12 protein-coding genes are annotated in these 17,913 nt (G+C 71.7%); all 12 read left to right on the top strand.

Annotated features, from left to right (window positions below; translation table 11 throughout):
- The first annotated feature begins 376 nt into the window (after positions 1–376).
- The 12 genes from ABEA77_RS00155 to ABEA77_RS00100 all read left to right on the top strand — a co-directional run bounded on the left by ABEA77_RS00155 (position 377) and on the right by ABEA77_RS00100 (position 17,756).
- Positions 377–1,705: a hypothetical protein gene (locus ABEA77_RS00155; protein ID WP_345639658.1), complete on the top strand. Its 1,329-nt coding sequence runs from the start codon at positions 377–379 to the stop codon at positions 1,703–1,705.
- A 687-nt stretch (positions 1,706–2,392) separates the two neighbouring features.
- On the top strand, positions 2,393–3,202 hold the full coding sequence (locus ABEA77_RS00150; RefSeq protein WP_345639656.1) for an ABC transporter permease: 810 nt from the start codon (positions 2,393–2,395) through the stop codon (positions 3,200–3,202).
- Positions 3,199–4,101 carry an ABC transporter ATP-binding protein gene (locus ABEA77_RS00145; protein WP_345639654.1) on the top strand — a complete coding sequence of 301 codons (903 nt, stop codon included), beginning with the start codon at positions 3,199–3,201 and terminating at the stop codon, positions 4,099–4,101. The genes ABEA77_RS00150 and ABEA77_RS00145 overlap by 4 nt, the downstream gene beginning before the upstream one ends.
- The gene (locus ABEA77_RS00140; protein WP_345639652.1) at positions 4,094–5,221 is read left to right on the top strand and encodes an ABC transporter substrate-binding protein; all 1,128 of its coding nucleotides are present in this window, start codon (positions 4,094–4,096) and stop codon (positions 5,219–5,221) included. The genes ABEA77_RS00145 and ABEA77_RS00140 overlap by 8 nt, the downstream gene beginning before the upstream one ends.
- A 76-nt stretch (positions 5,222–5,297) precedes the next feature.
- Positions 5,298–6,200: an ABC transporter substrate-binding protein gene (locus ABEA77_RS00135; protein WP_345639650.1), complete on the top strand. Its 903-nt coding sequence runs from the start codon at positions 5,298–5,300 to the stop codon at positions 6,198–6,200.
- 104 nt (positions 6,201–6,304) lie between these two features.
- Positions 6,305–7,225: a response regulator gene (locus tag ABEA77_RS00130; RefSeq protein WP_345639648.1), complete on the top strand. Its 921-nt coding sequence runs from the start codon at positions 6,305–6,307 to the stop codon at positions 7,223–7,225.
- A gap of 913 nt (positions 7,226–8,138) precedes the next feature.
- Positions 8,139–10,853: an aconitate hydratase AcnA gene (gene acnA / locus ABEA77_RS00125; RefSeq protein WP_345639647.1), complete on the top strand. Its 2,715-nt coding sequence runs from the start codon at positions 8,139–8,141 to the stop codon at positions 10,851–10,853.
- Positions 10,854–10,976: 123 nt separating this feature from the next.
- Positions 10,977–12,569: an MFS transporter gene (locus ABEA77_RS00120; protein WP_345639645.1), complete on the top strand. Its 1,593-nt coding sequence runs from the start codon at positions 10,977–10,979 to the stop codon at positions 12,567–12,569.
- A 4-nt stretch (positions 12,570–12,573) separates the two neighbouring features.
- Positions 12,574–13,188: a TetR/AcrR family transcriptional regulator gene (locus ABEA77_RS00115; protein WP_345639644.1), complete on the top strand. Its 615-nt coding sequence runs from the start codon at positions 12,574–12,576 to the stop codon at positions 13,186–13,188.
- 1,135 nt (positions 13,189–14,323) lie between these two features.
- Positions 14,324–15,772: an N-acetylglucosamine/diacetylchitobiose ABC transporter substrate-binding protein gene (gene ngcE, locus ABEA77_RS00110; RefSeq protein WP_345639642.1), complete on the top strand. Its 1,449-nt coding sequence runs from the start codon at positions 14,324–14,326 to the stop codon at positions 15,770–15,772.
- Between the two features lie 142 nt (positions 15,773–15,914).
- Positions 15,915–16,838, top strand: coding sequence for a carbohydrate ABC transporter permease (locus tag ABEA77_RS00105; protein ID WP_345639641.1), 924 nt, complete (start codon positions 15,915–15,917; stop codon positions 16,836–16,838).
- Positions 16,839–17,756 carry a carbohydrate ABC transporter permease gene (locus tag ABEA77_RS00100; protein ID WP_345639640.1) on the top strand — a complete coding sequence of 306 codons (918 nt, stop codon included), beginning with the start codon at positions 16,839–16,841 and terminating at the stop codon, positions 17,754–17,756. It begins immediately after the preceding gene.
- The last annotated feature ends 157 nt before the right edge of the window (positions 17,757–17,913 follow it).

Raw genomic sequence — 17,913 nt, 5'->3', positions numbered from 1 at the left:
GACGCACGGCCGTAGGCACCGGGCGGGCAGGGGGCCGCCCTCATGGCGGACCGTGCCTGCCTGCCCGCCGTCAGCCGTCCGTGGTCAGCCGTCCGTGGCGCGGCGCCCGCGGGGACCGGGGCAGCGGCCCCAGGAGCGCGGTGTCAGCGCGCGGCGGGACACCCTGCGCTGCTGACACGCATGTAGTCCACGTGTCGACGGATCACCAGCACGGCCATGGCGCCAGCACACCACGGACCCTTTCCACCGGGCCAGCGTCCCGCCGTGACAAGTGTGTGAACTCGCCTGGCCGTACGCCCCACTTCACGCCCGAGCGGGTCCCGTGCGCGCTCTGCCCGGCTTGACACCGGTGGGGGCCGCGTCTGTAATCACGGACGTGGTGACGTCTGACACGAGCGTGGCGGCGGCGCCGCCACGGTGCCCGGTCCCCGGGCACGAGCAGAGCAAGGTCGTCCTCGGCGGACGGTACGGTACGCCGGGGCGGCGGCGGCAGCTCTATGTCTGCAACATGCCCAAGCCCGGCTCCACGGCCTCCTCCCACCGCTTCTCCGCGCCGCTGACCGTCCCGTATCCGGGGGCCGAGCCGACCGGGACGCAGACGGAGGAGGAACGGGCCAAGGAGGCCGAGGAGCTGCGCACCGCGCGCAAGTACCAGTTCACGGCGTACGACATCGCTTCGGGCCTCGTCCTGGTCAGCCGCGGCACGAGTTACGCCCAGGCGGGCCACGACGTGCGCGAGCGGGCGGCCCGCCGCTGGGACCCGGCCGCCGCGGGCGACGCGGCGCGTAGGCACGGCACCCTCGTCTCCGACTGGGTCGAGGTCTACGCGGAGGCGCTCTGGCGGGCCCAGGCACCCTGCCAGGACGCCTGGCCCGACACGGTCCTCGTCGGTGTGCTGCCGCTGCTCGCGCCAGGGCCTGGCGGGCGTGGGGGCGCGCCCGCACTGGCGTTCTCCGTCTTCGTCGCCCTCACCCACCAGCCCGGCGCCCGGCCCGCGATCTTCGCGATCCGCCTGTCGACCGGCACGGGCGCCGTCCACTGGGCCTCGTTCCTGCGGGAGTTGGACCGGGAGCGCGCCGGGGCGCCGGCCCGGATCGTGGGCGACGGCTCGCCCGCGCTCGCTACCGCCGTGCGGCGGGTGTGGCCCGCAGGGGAGGGCGCGCCCCGTCCCGCCCTCTGGTACGACGAGCACCTGCTGCGCGAGGAGGCCAGGCGCATCTGCCAGGACCGCGGCCTCGACCGCAGGGAGGGCCGCCTGTGGCAGGCGCTCCAGCGGGGCTGGCGCGCCCGCGTCGACTGGGACCGCTTCGCCGCGGAGGTGCGCCGCCACGCCGTCCCCGAGCTGGACCGCTGGCTCGCCGTCGCCGGGCCCGTGATGGAGCGCCAGCTCGCGGAGCGGGACCGGGGCAGGCCCGTGTCCCGCCGCCCGGTACGCGCCGCGCTCGCCGAGCTCGAACGGCGGCTCGGCGCCCGCCGCGCCGCCTTCGGCAACCGGGCGCGCACCGAACGGCTGCTGCGGCTGATGGCACTCGACGTCTCCGGCATGGCGCGGGTGCACGCCTGGACCGACCTGATCTGCGTCTGGCTCGAACGCTCGGGCGGGCGTCCCACCTCTTCGCAGCGCCGCATCGCCGACCGCGGCGGACGGTCCTCGCTGCGCTCCCGGGCCGGTACGGGCGGTGCCCCCCATCACCCTGCTCCCTGAGGGAGTTGGGACACCCTTCACGGCCGGGCCGCCGGGCGCGCAGCCGCACCGTGCTGTCCAGGGGCGGCGCGGGAAGGGGCTCTCACCGTCATGTCAATGAAATGCGATGCCTGTTGACACCCGGAAAGGCCCCCGCGCATACTCGTTCGCATGAACCCGGTTGCTGACCTTCTCGTGCGGCGACGGTACCTGGACTTCGTTCTCTACAGCGGGGCCGTCTGTCGCTGACCGCGCACGCCCGGCGCGCACCTGCGCGCCGCGGCCCGATCCCCTACCGCCGCGGCGGACCGCTGGGATCCTGGACCTTCGAAGCGTCCCGCGCATCCGGCGACCACGGCTCCCGCGGGCGCCCGCGCGCCGCTGACCGGGCCTTCAACGACCGCCGTACGGCCGGGAATCACCCTTCACCGTGCGGTACAGCTCCGTGCCCTCACGCCTCCGTGCGGACGGCGGCCACCGCCCCTGCCCGTACCCACCGCGTCCCGCACGCCGCCCCTGCCGGCGCCCCACCGCACACACCGGTGGCGGGCGCCGCGCCAGGCGGTGCGGTCCCCGCCGCATCTTTCCGTGCCCTTCCCGTGCCCTTCCCGTGCCCGCGTACCCGGGTGACCGGCCCGCTCCGGGCCCCGGCCCCTCCCACCATCCGACCCCCGTCCGCCGCAGCGCCCGAGCAACGGAGGATTTCCCGTGCCCGCTTCAGCCGAGACCCCGAGGGGCTCGCGGAGCAGCCGTGTCCGCAGGCTGGTACTGCCCCTGGTCTCCATCGCGGCCGGCCTCGCGGTGTGGCAGCTCGTGATCACCGTCTTCAGCCCCAACCCGCTCGCCGTGGTCGGCCCGGCCCAGATCGCCAGGGACGCCGCCGGCCTGTTCGGCGCGGGCACGCTCGGGCCCGACATCGGTCTCAGCCTCGCCCAACTGCTCATCGGCCTCGCGATCGCCACAGCGGTGGGGGTGCCCGCAGGACTGCTGCTCGGCACCAGCCGCCCGCTCGCCGCCGCGCTCGGGCCCTGGGTGACCGCGCTCTACACGATCCCCGTGATCGCGGTGGCGCCGCTGGTCATCGTCGGCCTCGGCTTCGGCTTCACCGCCAAGGTCGCGATCGTCGCGGCCTCGGGGTTCTTCCCCCTCGTCATCAACACCCAGGCGGGCGCGGCCTCCGTCGTCGGCGGCGGACTGCGGGACGTGACCCGCGCGTTCCGCGCCAACTCCTTCGAGACGCTGTGCTTCCTCACCCTCCCCGGCACCACGCCCCACATCCTCACCGGGCTGCGACTGGCCATCGGCCGCGCCCTGATCGCGCTCGTCGCCGCGGACCTGTTCGGCTCCACCTCGGGCCTCGGCTACCTCATCATCTCCGGCCAGCAGAACCTCAAGACCGACGACGTCTACGTCGGTGTGGTCACGCTCAGTGTGATCGGCATCGTCCTCACCGCACTCGTCGCGTTCTTCGAACGCCGCGTGAACGAGGCCCGTACCGCCCGGACGGAGCAGGCATGAACACACTGGACGAACCGACCGCCGCCGCGGAACCGGTCATCGAGGTGCGCGGGGCGCACGCACACTACAGGACCGCCTCCGGGCCCCTGCCCGTGCTCGACGGTGTGGACCTGACCGTCGGACGGGGCGAGGTGCTCGCGGTCGTGGGCCCGAGCGGCTGTGGCAAGACCACACTGCTCAAGTCCCTCCAAGGCCTCGCCGCGCTCGACCGGGGCAGTGTCACACTCCAGGGGCGGCCGCCCGACGCGGGCAGCACCGACACCGGATACGTGTTCCAGCAGCCCTCGCTGTTCCCCTGGTGGAGTGTGCGCAAGAACATCGAGTTCGGGCTGCGGCTGCGGGCGCACAGCGGCCGGCCGAGCGCAGCGCGGCGCCGGGCGCGCGCCGACGAACTGCTCGAACTCGTGGGCCTCACCGGCTTCCACGACTTCAGGCCCGCCGCGCTCTCCGGCGGCATGCAGCAGCGGGTCAACCTCGCCCGCGCGCTCGCCACCGACCCGGTGGCCCTGCTGCTCGACGAACCGTTCAGCGCCGTGGACACCCTCACCCGCGAACGGCTCCAGCGCGTACTGTCCGAAACCCTGCACGCCCTCGGCACCGCGGCCGTCATCGTCACCCACGACATCCACGAGGCGGTGTTCCTCGGCGACCGCGTCGCGGTGATGAGCGAACGGCCAGGACGCATCGTGGAGACCTTCGAGGTCGACGGGAAGCGCCCGCGCACCGGGGAGTTCCAGCACGGCGAGTACCTCGCCGCCGTCAGCGCCCGTGTCTACCAGCGCCTACGGAGCGGTGACGAGCGGGCCAGCGCCTCCGAACTCGCCACGACCCGGGGACCGGTGGCCGCGCGGTCGCCGGAGCCCCGCCTACCTCTGAGAAAAGGCACCGCCGATGCGTGAACCGCATGCACCCGACGCAACGCCCCCACGGGCCGCCCGCCTCCCCGGCGGACCACGTGCCCGCGGCGCCCTCGCCCTCGCCGCGGCGGGCGCGTTGTCCGCCCTGCTCGCCGGCTGCGGTTCGGGCTCCGCCGCCTCGGACCATACCGGCGCGAAGGGCTCCGCGACCCGCCTCACGGTGCCCACGGCTTCCGTCTCCGCGGCCCAGGGAGCCTTCCAGTACACCCTGAAGAAGGGCTTCTTCCGGGGGAACGGGCTCTCCGTCACCACCCCGCTCTCCGCCGAGGGCCAGCTCAAGGCGGCCTTCGTGGCGGGCTCCGTCGCCTTCGACCAGCTCGCCGGCGGCGACGTGCTCGACCTGTACGCCAAACACGTGCCGATCACCACGATCGGCTGCGTCGCGAAGAACAACGGCTACTACGTCTACGCCCGCAAGGGGACCTCCTCGCTCGCCGCGCTCAAGGGCAGCACCGTCGGCGTGCCCTCGCTCGGCGGCGCGCCGCAGGTCGCCCTCCAGGCGTACCTGCGCTCCAAGGGACTCGCCCCTGACGCCGTGAAGTTCGTTGCGCTGGGCTCGATCCCCAATGTGCTCACCGCGCTCACGAGCGGGAAGGTCGACAGCGGCCTGCTCTCCACGCCCTTCAACTTCCGCGCGGACAAGGCGGGTCTGGCCAAGCTCGGCTACGCGCTCGGACCGCCGAGCCCCTACGTGGTCTCCACCGACTGGGCGAAGAAGAACCCCGAGGCGGTGACCGCGATCCTCAAGAGCCTGGCCGAGGGCGCCTGGTCGTACCAGACGCACAAGGCCGACGGGGTGAAGACGCTGGGCGCGTTCCTCCACCTCGACCCCGCCGAGCCGGCCGACGCGGCCACACTCGGCAAGAGCTTCGACGCCTACCTGCCACCGGTCCAGGCACCCGTCGGCCGGTGCGACACGGCGGACTTCGCACCGTACGTTCGCTACCAACCGGCCGCACAACAGGCCGCGTTGAAGAACCTCACCCCGCTCGTCGACAACTCCTACGTCAACGCCCTCGCCAAGCAGGGCTTCTACCAGGGCCTGCAGAAGACGTACGGCCCGCTGCCCAAGAACACCACCGTCGCGCAGGTCCTGCGCTGACGCCCGCGCCACCCGCGCGGTGCACGGCGCGCGGCGCACCCCACCCGTCCACCGGTTCAAAGGAAGGCCAGCCACCATGGCACTCAAGAAGATCGTCAGTGAGACGTCGAGCCCCGTCTTCTCCCTGCCCTACTTCGTCGCACGCGACGAGGGCTACTTCGCCGAGGAGGGGCTGGATGTCGAGCTGGTGCGCAAGGGCCGGCGCGAGGCGGTGCTCAAGCCCGTCGAGGACCACACCCTGATCTCCGCGTTCAGCGGCAACTCCGCCTTCGAGGCCGGTGACGCGTCCCTCTACCGCGCCTGCGAGTGGGGGCAGATCCGCCGCTCGTACGACAGCGAGGCGGGCGGCCAGGTCGTCAGCAAGCGCGCCGCGATCGGCAGCCAGGCCATCTTCGTCAGGCCCGACGACCCGGCCAACCACCCGCAGGACCTGGCGGGCCGCACCGTCGGGGTCAACTTCCACCACGGGTCCCACTACATCGGCATCCAGACCCTGGAGGGCTTCCTCAGGAAGGAGGAGATCAACATCGTCCATGTCGGCGGCCCGAAGGAGCGGTTCGAGGCGCTGCGCGACGGCAAGGTCGCGGCGGCCGCCGTGATGGAGCCGTGGATCACGGTCGCGGAGAAGCTCGGCTACAAGCTGATCGCCGAGGCGTTCTACGTCGGCGCCGAGATCGCCGCCCCCGGCATGGACCCGGAGACCTTCACGGCGATCCAGCGCGCGGTGATCAAGGCCGTGCACAAGATCAACGAGGACCCGAAGCCGTACCTGCACTACCTCATCGCGGACGTGCCCGAGGAGATCGTGCACCTCGACCCGTCCGACTTCCGCCGCGACCGGCTGCGGTACGCGGAGCCGGCGCCGTACCCGGTCGCCGAGTTCCAGCGCACGTACGACTGGATGGTCGACTGGGACCTCATCCCCGAGGACGCCGACTTCGGGCAGATCGTCGACAACCGCCTCCAGATCGCGCTCTGACGGCGGAGCCGGCGGCCGGGGCCGGCGCGCGAGGTCCGGTCGCCGGCCCCGTCAGCCAGGTCCCGCGCCGCACCACCTGCCCGCCCCTGGCAGAGAGCCGCGCGGTGAACGCCCGTACCGCCGCGAGCCCCACCCCCACCAGGAGCCTCACGAGCAGCATCGCCGCGTCGTGCCCCGACAGCGGCTGGTGCCCGGCGAAGGCGAGCGTCTCCACCGCGCTGAGCGGACCCGGCGCGACCGGCGGCCCCCTGCCGCCCGGCGGCCACGGGATCGCCGGGATGCGGGAGAGGGCACGCCTGGTCGGCGGCACGCCCGACGCGGGCGGACGAGAGGGAGTGCGGGGCGTGGAGTGCCGGTGCCCTATGAGTGGGCGGCCCGTCCGGGGGGTGGTGGCGGACGACCAGGCCGCCGTGCGCGACGGCCTCGTCACCGTCCTCGAACACGAGGGAGGAGGAGATCGAGGTCGTCGGCGCCGCGGCGGACGGCGCACAGGCCGTCACCGAACGCGCCGCCTCGCCCCCGCCGTGGTCCTGATGGACTTGCGGATGCCGGGCGTCGACGGCGTCGAGGCCACGCGGGCGATCGCGGGCTTCCCGCCGCCCGCGCCCGCGGTGCTGGTCCTGACCACCTACGCGGACGACGAGTCCCTCGTCGGCGCGCTGCGCGCGGGCGCCGCGGGATACCTCACCGAGAGCGCGGGCCGGGCGCAGACCGTCTCCGCGATCACCGCGACCGCGGACGGGCACAGGACCTTCGCGCCCGGGATCGCGTCGGTCATGGTGCGGGGCCGCTCGGTGCGCAGCGCCCTGGAGCGGGTCGCGGCCCGCCGCTTTCTCACCGTGCAGGAGACCAGGGTGCTCGAACTGATCGCGGACCGCCGTGGCGACCGTTCCGTGGCCGAGACCCTCTACGTCTCGGTCGCGACGGTGAGGACCCCTGTCAACAACCTGTTCGCGAAGCTGGGCGTGGCCAACCGCGCCGAGGCCGCGGCCCTGCTCGACCTTGAGCGGAACGCCGGCGCCTGACCCGCGCCGTACGCGGGGCGTGCGTACCCGGGGCGCCCGTGTCCGTACGCGGGGCGTCCGTACGCGGCTGTGCCCGTACGCGGGCCTCCCGCACGCGGACCGGGCACGCCTTGGGCCGTGGCCGCCCGGGTGCGAGACGCCCCGGGGCCCGCCGCGACGGCGTCGTGGATCCGGCCCGGGCGCGGGCGGCACCGAGCAGCCGGTACGCCTGCGCACGGCCATGCCGGACTCCGCGGCGCGGTACGACTCCCACGAGCCCGCTCTGCCGAGCCGAGCGTGGATGAGGCAAGCGGCACCCCTCCAGGTCTGTGCCCCCGTGGTGGTCCGTACCCGCGCACCCGGTTTCGAAAGGGTCGCGGCCGGCGCCGACATGATCGCGACGCAGGCGGCGATCACCCCGCTCGGCCGCTTGGCCGCGTCGGAGGAGGCGGCAGCGGTCTGGCTCTGCTCGGACGCCGCGGCCTACGCACCGGGACGGCGCTGTCGGCGGACGGCGGGAGGCGCGCGTGAAGGTCGTCGGGCGGCGCGGGCTGCCGCCGCGGTCCTGACCGCGCACGCAGGCCGGGGAGTCCGCCGACGCGGTGGTCGGGCGCCGGCGGGACAGGGCGCCGGACGTCGCCCTGCGCCTCGCGCGGCACGGCCGCCGCTCCCGGCCCCGCTCCGCTCCGCGGCAAGCGGCCGGTGGCGGCCGGGAGCAGGGCGCACGGAAGCGCGGGACGGGCCGGCGGCCGTACGCGCATGACCGCGGCGCGGCCATGTACTAGAGTTATCTCGACATCGAGATACTTGTCGAAGACGTACCGCGGCCTGCGACAAGGTAAGGCGACCCTAACTAAGTCTTACCTTAGCGGATCGGTGACGACTCGTGGCGGCAGCATGGCGGTAGTACGCGCACATCAAGAAGGAGACTGTCGTGTCGGCCAACAGCTTCGACGCCCGCAGCACGCTGCGCGTGGGCGACGAGTCGTACGAGATCTTCCGGCTGGACAAGGTCGAGGGCTCCGCGCGCCTCCCTTACAGCCTGAAGGTGCTCCTGGAGAACCTGCTGCGCACCGAGGACGGTGCGAACATCACCGCGGACCACATCCGCGCGATCGGCGGCTGGGACTCCCAGGCGCAGCCCAGCCAGGAGATCCAGTTCACGCCCGCCCGGGTGATCATGCAGGACTTCACCGGTGTGCCGTGTGTCGTGGACCTCGCCACCATGCGCGAGGCCGTCAAGGACCTCGGCGGCGACCCGGCGAAGATCAACCCGCTGGCCCCCGCCGAGCTGGTCATCGACCACTCCGTGATCGCCGACAAGTTCGGCACCAGCAACGCCTTCCAGCAGAACGTCGAGCTGGAGTACGGCCGCAACAAGGAGCGCTACCAGTTCCTGCGCTGGGGCCAGACCGCCTTCGACGAGTTCAAGGTCGTCCCCCCGGGCACCGGCATCGTCCACCAGGTCAACATCGAGAAGCTCGCCCGCGTCGTGATGGTCCGCGACGGCAAGGCGTACCCCGACACCCTGGTCGGCACCGACTCGCACACCACCATGGTCAACGGCCTCGGCGTCCTCGGCTGGGGCGTCGGCGGCATCGAGGCCGAGGCCGCGATGCTCGGCCAGCCCGTGTCGATGCTCATCCCGCGCGTCGTCGGCTTCAAGCTGACGGGTGAGCTCAAGCCCGGTACCACCGCCACCGACCTGGTGCTCACCATCACCGAGATGCTGCGCAAGCACGGCGTCGTCGGCAAGTTCGTCGAGTTCTACGGCGAGGGCGTCGCCGCGACCTCGCTCGCCAACCGCGCCACCATCGGCAACATGTCGCCGGAGTTCGGCTCCACCGCCGCGATCTTCCCGATCGACGACGAGACCCTGAACTACCTGCGCCTGACCGGCCGCAGCGACCAGCAGGTCGCGCTCGTCGAGGCGTACGCCAAGGAGCAGGGCCTCTGGCTCGACCCGAAGGCCGAGCCGGACTTCTCCGAGAAGCTGGAGCTCGACCTCGCGACGGTCGTCCCGTCGATCGCAGGACCGAAGCGCCCGCAGGACCGCATCGTCCTCGCCAACGCCGCCGAGCAGTTCAAGACGGACGTCCGCAACTACGTGGACACCGTGGACGAGGCGGGCAAGGAGTCCTTCCCGGCCTCCGACTCGCCGGCCGCGGCCAACGGAGTCCCGTCGAACCCGGTCAGCGTGACCTCGCCCGAGGGCGTGACGTACGAGCTTGACCACGGCGCGGTCACCGTCGCCGCGATCACCTCCTGCACCAACACCTCGAACCCGTACGTCATGGTCGCCGCGGCGCTCGTGGCCAAGAAGGCGGTCGAGAAGGGGCTGACCCGCAAGCCCTGGGTCAAGACCACGCTCGCGCCCGGCTCCAAGGTCGTCACCGACTACTTCGACAAGGCGGGCCTCACCCCGTACCTCGACAAGGTCGGCTTCAACCTCGTCGGCTACGGCTGCACCACCTGCATCGGCAACTCGGGTCCGCTGCCCGAGGAGGTCTCCAAGGCGGTCAACGAGCACGACCTGGCGGTCACCGCGGTGCTCTCCGGCAACCGCAACTTCGAGGGCCGGATCAACCCCGACGTCAAGATGAACTACCTGGCGTCCCCGCCGCTGGTCGTCGCGTACGCGCTGGCCGGCTCGATGAAGACCGACATCACCAGGGAGGCGCTGGGCCACGACGCCGAAGGCAACCCGGTCTTCCTCAAGGACGTCTGGCCCACCGAGGCCGAGGTGAACGAGGTCGTCGCCAGCGCCATCGGCGAGGACATGTTCAACAAGTCCTACGCGGACGTCTTCGCGGGCGACGCCCAGTGGCAGGCGCTCCCCATCCCGACCGGCGACACCTTCGAGTGGGACGCGGAGTCGACCTACGTCCGCAAGCCCCCCTACTTCGAGGGCATGGCGCACGAGCCGGCCCCGGTCGAGGACATCACGGGCGCCCGCGTCCTGGCGAAGCTCGGCGACTCGGTCACCACTGACCACATCTCCCCGGCCGGCGCCATCAAGGCCGACACCCCGGCCGGCCAGTACCTCACGGAGCACGGCGTCGAGCGCCGCGACTTCAACAGCTACGGCTCGCGCCGCGGCAACCACGAGGTCATGATCCGCGGCACGTTCGCCAACATCCGCCTGCGCAACCAGATCGCGCCGGGCACCGAGGGCGGCTACACCCGCGACTTCACCCAGGCCGACGCGCCGGTCTCCTTCATCTACGACGCTTCCCGCAACTACATCGAGCAGGGCATCCCGCTCGTCGTCCTGGCGGGCAAGGAGTACGGCTCAGGCTCCTCGCGCGACTGGGCCGCCAAGGGCACCGCCCTGCTGGGCGTCAAGGCCGTCATCGCCGAGTCCTACGAGCGCATCCACCGCTCCAACCTCATCGGCATGGGCGTCCTCCCGCTCCAGTTCCCCGAGGGCCGCACCGCGGAGTCCCTCGGCCTCACCGGCGAGGAGACCTTCTCCTTCACCGGCGTGACCGGCCTCAACGACGGCACCATCCCGTCCACGGTCAAGGTCACCACGGACTCCGGCGTGGAGTTCGACGCGGTCGTCCGCATCGACACCCCCGGAGAAGCGGACTACTACCGCAACGGAGGCATCATGCAGTACGTCCTCCGCAGCCTGCTGCGCAAGTAATCCCAGCCCCGCCCCGGCGCCCCCGCACCCCCAGGGTGCGGGGGCGCCGTGTCGGGTTCCCGAGGGGGCGGGTGGTCATCGGGTGTAGACATCGAGCGTGGACATGAGGCGTAGCCTGATTGTATGACCCATGGACTTTCGCGTCAGGACGCTCCGCCCGCACCCGCGCACCGGTTCCTCGTGCCGGGACTCGTGTTCATGGGCATGGTGGTGGCGGTGGTCAGCAGCCTCGGGGCGCCGCTGATCCCGACCATCGCGGAGACCGACCACATCTCGGTCAACGACGCCCAGTGGGCGCTCACCGTGACCTTCCTGGTGGCCGCGGTCGCCACGCCGCTGACCGGACGACTGGGGGACGGACCGCACCGGCGGCGCGTGATCATCGTGTCCCTGGCCGCGGTCACGGTGGGCGCGGTCCTCGCCGCGCTGCCGCTCGGCTTCGCCTACCTGCTCGTCGGGCGGGCGCTCCAGGGCATCGGCCTGGGGCTGACACCGCTCGGCATCACCGCCGTGCGCGACGCGCTGCCCGCCGAGCGCGCGCGGCCCGCCGCGGCCGTGCTCTCGGTGACGACGGTCGCGGGCGTGGGCCTCGGCTACCCCGTCACCGGGCTCGTCGCCCGGTTCGGCGGGTTGCACGCCGCGTTCTGGTTCGGCGCCGTCGTCAGCGCGCTCGGGCTGGTGGTCGCCGCCGTCGTCGTACCGTCCTCCGCGCACCGGCCCCGCAGGCCCGTCGACCTGGCGGGCGCCGTCCTGCTGGGTACCGCCCTCGTCGGGCTGCTGCTCTCGCTGAGCGAGGGCGAGAGCTGGGGGTGGACCTCGCCGCTGCTGGTCTGCGTCGTGGCCGGCTCGGTCCTGGTGCTCGCAGGCTGGGTCGTACGGGAGCTGCTCGCCGCCCACCCGCTCGTCGACCTGCGCCTGCTGCGCCGCCCCTCCATCCTCACCGCCGACGTCTCGGCGCTGCTCGCGGGCGTCGGGATGTACCTGCTGATCTCCCTGGTGACGCGCTTCGTGCAGACGCCGGTCAGCAGCGGGTACGGCCTCGGCGCCTCCGTCTTCGTCGCGGGCCTCGTCCTCGTGCCGTTCTCCGCCGCGAGCGTCGTCGCCACGCGGGTCACCCGCGCCCTGGTGACCCGGATACCCGCGGGCTCCGCCCTGGCGCTCGGCGCCGTCCTGATGCTGCTCGCGATGGCGGTGTTCAGCTACGCGCGCTCCACCATGGTGGAGGTCCTCGTCGTGATGGCGCTCGCGGGCCTCGGCGTGGGCGCGATCTTCGCGGTCATGCCCGGTCTCATCGTGGGTTCGGTGCCGGCGCAGGAGACCGGAAGCGCCACCAGCTTCAACCAGGTCATCCGGTACATCGGCTACGCGGCCGGCAGTACCATGAGCGCCGTGGTGCTTGAGGCCCACACCGCCCAGGGCCGCGACCTGCCGAGCGGCGCCGGCTACACCGACGGAGGGCTGATCGCGTGCGCGATGTGGATCGCCACCGCCCTCGCCGCCGTCCTGCTGCCCAGGCTGCGCGCCCGCACGTCGGCGGCCGTAGGGACCACCGGCGCACAGCACACTCCGCGGTCCGCCGCGGCGGACCCTGTACTCGCCGACGAGGGCCTCGCAGGCGCGGTGCCTGCCACCCCCGACCTGCCCCCGGCCGGCGGCCCGCGCTCGCGGGCCATGGAGGGCGCGGCGCCCGCCCCGTACGACCCCAGCGAGGACTGACCCCGTGACCGAACCGACCGGGCCCCGGCCCACCGCCGCCGAGGCCGCACCGCACGCCACCGAGCCCGCCGCAGGGCGTACCGCCCCGCGCCGCCGGGACGCGGCGGCCAGCCGCGAGCGACTGCTGCGGGCCGCGGGGGAGTTGTTCGGCGAGCGGGGCTACGACCGCACCACGGCCAGGGACATCGGCGAACGCGCCGGGGTCGACCCGGCGATGATCGCCCGCTACTTCGGCGGCAAGGCGCTGCTGTTCGTCGCCGTCCTGCGGGCCGAGGACCGCTCGGAGAGCTTCGCCGACCTCTTCGACGCCGACCGCCTCGCCGGGCTGGTCAGCCGCTTCGACCGGCAGGGCCCAGGGCCCGTCGCGCAGGTGGCGGTGCGGCCCTACGAGGACCCGGACGCGTACGCCGCCGCGGCGGCCGAGCTGGACCGCAGGGTCGTGGGACCACTGCGGGAGCGTTTCGTACAGGAGGGCGACGAACAGGCCGCGCTGCGCGCCGAACTGCTCACGGCCGCCTTCGTCGGCGTCGTCCTCGCGCGCCGCGCGGGCACCCTGCCGCACCTCGCCGCGGCCGACCGGGACGAGCTCCTGCCGCTGATCCGCCGCCTGCTCGACTGACGCCCGGCAGCGGGCCTCTCGGACCGCGCTGCCGCGCTCAGCACGTCCCGCCGCCGCGCCCGCTGACGGTCCAGGCCCACACGGCGCAGGCGAGGCCGAACAAGGCCAGAACCGCGCACAGCACCGTGTACGCCCCCTGGAAGACCATGACGCGCCCCCTCGGCGTGACAGATCGCTGCGGTCCCCGGCACCGGGACCCCGGGAAGTCCATTGTCCTCCCTTACGGAGGCCGTGTCCCCACGGTTCAGCGCTCCACACCTCGGATTGTGGTCAATCCGCTACCCGTTCACCGTCCGTTCAGCGAACCGAACCTTCCGGTCGGCCGCCTCCGGGGCTCCCGCGGCCTTGGCACCGGCGGCGGCACCGCGGCCGGCGAGGCCCGCCGCGCCGCCCGTGCGGCACGCTGCCGGCGCCCCGGGTCCCCTCCCACCATGCGCTCCGGCCCTTTTCCATGATCCGTAAAACGAAAAACGGATCCGTGAACACCGGTGGCGGGGATACGCGGGGAGGGGGATTCGTTGCCAGGACGCCCCTTTCTCCCCCTTTCCCGCCTTCCCTCCTTTCTCGCGCCCGCCGAACGCTTGGGCGGCGCTTTGCCTGCGCCGTATGTGTCCGGCACGCTTCTCCGGCGTTCGGCATACCGTCCGCGCCGGGGTGGGGCCGAACCCCGGGAGTGAGGCGCGGAGCATGATCGACATCCGAAGGGGCAGCGATGTCAAGGGTGTTGCAACGGGAAGATTTCACGAAACCGGGAATTCCGGAGGTGATTCGCGCCGAATCATTCATTCATCGGCCCACATTTCCGCGAGGTCTCGAACAGGGAAAGACTGCCGTCCGACTTTGCTTTCGATCTTGCTCACCCGGCGGGAAGTGGACTATACCTGTCGGCGTCCGCCCTGGTGTTTTCGCTGTGCGGACGGGGCCGGGGGAGGACCCGGGTGGACTCTGCCCGCAATCCGCCGGGCGGACCGGACCGCGCCCCGCGGCAGACCTTTTGGCGGTTCACCGCCCACGGACACCTGGGCACCCGGCACGACCAGCTTCGTAGACCCGCGGTGGCGGGGCCTTCGCCTCAGATGAGAAGGACGGCCGCGCGGCACACCGCCAGAGTCCTGGAGAAGGCGAGGACTAGAGCATGGCATCCACCTCCGCTCAGAGCGACGGGGGCCTCGGCCGCCGCGACGTGATCAAGCGGTCGGCGGCGCTCGGCGTGATCGGCGTGCCGGCGGTGAGCTTCCTGAGCGCCTGCGCGAGCGGCGGCGGGGACGACGGCGCGAGCAAGCCCGACAAGGGGAAGACGAGCGCGAAGAACCCGCTCGGGGTGAACGACACCGCCCCGCTCGACTTCGTGATCTTCGACGGCGGCTTCGGCACCGAGTACGCCAAGGACGCCACCGCGCTCTACCGCAAGAGCTTCCCCGAGGCGAAGATCACCCTCACGCCCACCCAGAAGATCCAGACCCAGCTCCAGCCCCGCTTCAACGGCGGCACCCCGCCCGATCTGATCGACAACTCCGGTGCCGAGCAGATGGACATGGGTGTCCTCGTGGGGCAGAAGCAGCTCTCCGACCTCACCCCGCTGATGGACGCGCCCTCGGTCGACGACCCCTCCAAGAAGGTCCGCGACACGCTGCGGCCCGGCGTCCTGGAGATGGGTCAGTTCAACGGCGAGCAGGTCTACGTCATGAACTACGCGTACACGGTCTACGGCGTCTGGTACTCCCAGACCGCGCTCGACCGCTTCGACGCGCGGTACCCCGAGACCTGGGACGACATGCTGGCGCTGTGCGCCAAGGCCAAGAAGAAGGGGGTCGCGGGCTGGACGTACGCGGGCAAGTACCCCTACTACATCCCCTTCTCGCTGTTCCCCTTCATCGGCAAGATCGGCGGCCGAGAGGTACTCGACGCGATCGACAACCTGGAGCCGAACTGCTGGAAGGCGCCCGCCGTGAAGGCCGCCTTCGACGCCTACTACGAGCTGTACGCCAAGGGGTACATCCTCAAGGGCACCCCGGGGCTCGACCACATCCAGTCGCAGACGGCGTGGACCCAGTACAAGGCGCTGTTCATCCCCAACGGCTCCTGGGTGGAGAACGAGGCGGCGAAGACCACGCCCAAGGACTTCCGGATGAAGGTCTCCGCGCCCTCCAGCCTCGACGCCCACGACAAGCTGCCCTTCGGCACCATCTGGGCCGCGGGCGGCGAGCCGTACATCGTCCCGGCGAAGGCGAAGAACCCGCTCGGCGGGATGGAGCAGCTGCGCGTCATGCTCAGCGAGGCGTCCTCGCGGAACTTCACGCGGAAGGTGAAGTCGCTCAGCTCCTTCAACGGCGGCACCGAGGGACTCAGGCTCACCAGCGCCCTCCAGTCCGGCGTGGACGCGCTGAAGAAGGCGGGTTCCAACGTCCTCAACCCCCGCCTCCAGGACTGGTACGTCGACCTGATGAAGCAGAAGATCGGCGTCGGCGCGCTCGGCGAGATGATGGCCGGCCGGATGACCCCGGCCGAATGCGTCAAGAAGTGCCAGGAGTTCACCGACGCGGCCGCCAAGGACTCGTCCATCACCCACTACAAGCACCAGTAGGGCGGTACGCCGGGCCGGGGTGCCCCGAGCGCGCCCCGGCCCAGGGACCGTACCGGTCCCCGGCCGCCGCGGTGCCCGGCAGCTCCCGGGCACCGCGGCGCGCCGTCGGGCGGTGTCCGCACAGGATTCGGGGTCGGGAGACATGCAGCACGGCAAGTACCGGTTCATCGCGGGGTTCCTGATCGTGCCCCTGGCGTTGTACGCCATCTTCGTCATCTGGCCGTTCATCCAGTCGATCTACTACTCGTTCACCGACTGGACCGGCCTCAGCCCCCAGTTCTCGGTGACCGGACTCGACAACTACCGGCGGATGATCCACGACAGCACGTTCTGGGCGTCGTTCCGGCACAGCGTGGTCTATGTGCTGGTGCTTCCCGTGGTGGTGCTGGCGATCGCCCTGTTCCTGTCCTTCATGCTCAACGTCGGGGGCCGCAGGCGGAAGGGCGCGGCCGTCTCCGGCGTCCGGGGCGCGCCCTTCTACAAGATCGTCTACTTCTTCCCGCAGGTGCTCTCCATCGCCATCGTGGCCCTGCTGTTCCAGTTCCTCTACAACCCCGACAGCGGGGCGCTCAACGCCTTCCTGAGCGCGGTCGGCCTCGACGGCGTGCAGCCGGAGTGGCTCGGCGACCCCGGGCTCGCGCTGTGGTGCGTGATGGCGGTCCTGATGTGGAGCCAGATCGGCTTCTTCGTGGTGCTGTTCTCCGCGGGCATGTCGTCCATCCCGAAGGACTTCTACGAGGCGGCGCTGCTCGACGGCGCGGGACGGGCCACCACGTTCTTCCGGATCACCCTGCCGCTGCTGTGGGACACCGTGCAGTCGGGCTGGGTCTACATGGGCGTGCTGTCCCTGGGCGCCGAGGCGTTCGCGGTCACCCAGATCATGACCGTGGGCCCCGGCGGACCCGCTGATTCCACCAACGTCCTGAGCCTGTACGTCTACCAGAAGGCGTTCCGCGACGGCCAGGCCGGCTACGCGACCTCGATCGGTGTCGCCCTGCTCATCGTCACCCTGGTCTTCGCCGGCGGTGTGCTGCGCCTGGGCCGACGCGAACGGCTGGAGTACTGAATGACGACCGATGCCTCCCCCCAGCCCGCCGAGGCCGCGCCGCCCGCGCCGGGGACGCGGCCGGTGCCCCGCGGCGCGGACCGCGAGAAGAAGACCGGCGGGGGGCTGAACGTCTTCTCCCACGGCATCCTGGTGCTCTGGGCCGTCCTGGTGGTGATGCCGCTGCTGTGGGCGGTGATGACGTCGTTCAAGGACGACAAGTCCATCTTCACCTCCCCCTGGTCGCTCCCCGACCGCCTGCACTTCGAGAACTGGTCGCGCGCCTGGGAGCAGGCGCACATGAGCGACTACTTCCTCAACACCGTGATGGTCGTCGCCTGTTCGCTTTTCGGCACGCTGCTGCTCGGCTCGATGGCGGCGTACGTGCTGGCCCGGTTCGAGTTCCCAGGCAACAGGTTCCTCTACTTCCTGTTCATCGGCGGGATGAGCTTCCCGGTGATCCTGGCGCTCGTGCCGCTGTTCTACGTGATGCAGAACCTGGCGGTCCTCAACACGATCCACGGGCTGATCCTGGTCTACATCGCGTACTCGCTGCCGTTCACGGTCTTCTTCCTCACGTCCTTCTTCCGGACGCTGCCGACCTCGGTCGCCGAGGCGGCGATCATCGACGGCGCCTCGCACACCCGCACGTTCTTCCAGGTCATGCTGCCGATGGCCCGGCCCGGTCTGATCAGCGTGGGAATCTTCAACTTCCTCGGGCAGTGGAACCAGTACCTGCTGCCCACGGTCCTGAACACCAGCCCCGACCACAAGGTCCTCTCCCAGGGCCTGGTCGAACTCGCCACGAGCCAGGGGTACAAGGGCGACTACTCGGGTCTGTTCGCCGGGCTGGTCATGGCGATGCTGCCGGTGCTCGCCGCCTACATCGTCTTCCAGCGGCAGGTGGTCGCGGGACTGACCGCGGGCGCGTTGAAATAAGGTCAGGCGCGACAACGCCCACCGGCCGCGGTCGGCGGGCGTTTCGCCGCGCTCCGGGCGTTTCGTCCCGCACGGGCGTCGCTCAAGGTCTTGACGGGAGGCCGCACCAAACGCTGAGCTAAGGGTTCACAAGTTGGAGATACGTCGGGGTCTCAGT

Origin of the sequence: Streptomyces tremellae (assembly GCF_039540215.1) — a bacterium.
Lineage (GTDB): Bacteria > Actinomycetota > Actinomycetes > Streptomycetales > Streptomycetaceae > Streptomyces > Streptomyces tremellae.
The sequence above is the reverse complement of the archived record's forward strand: the minus strand, read 5'-3'. Positions and strand labels throughout refer to the sequence as shown.

Excerpts from the sequence above, each read along its gene's own strand:
- ngcE (WP_345639642.1), top strand. The coding sequence starts at position 14,324 with ATGGCATCCACCTCCGCTCAGAGCGACGGGGGCCTCGGCCGCCGCGAC.
- ABEA77_RS00135 (WP_345639650.1), top strand. The coding sequence starts at position 5,298 with ATGGCACTCAAGAAGATCGTCAGTGAGACGTCGAGCCCCGTCTTCTCC.
- ABEA77_RS00140 (WP_345639652.1), top strand. The coding sequence starts at position 4,094 with ATGCGTGAACCGCATGCACCCGACGCAACGCCCCCACGGGCCGCCCGC.
- ABEA77_RS00120 (WP_345639645.1), top strand. The coding sequence starts at position 10,977 with ATGACCCATGGACTTTCGCGTCAGGACGCTCCGCCCGCACCCGCGCAC.
- ABEA77_RS00105 (WP_345639641.1), top strand. The coding sequence starts at position 15,915 with ATGCAGCACGGCAAGTACCGGTTCATCGCGGGGTTCCTGATCGTGCCC.
- ABEA77_RS00145 (WP_345639654.1), top strand. The coding sequence starts at position 3,199 with ATGAACACACTGGACGAACCGACCGCCGCCGCGGAACCGGTCATCGAG.
- ABEA77_RS00100 (WP_345639640.1), top strand. The coding sequence starts at position 16,839 with ATGACGACCGATGCCTCCCCCCAGCCCGCCGAGGCCGCGCCGCCCGCG.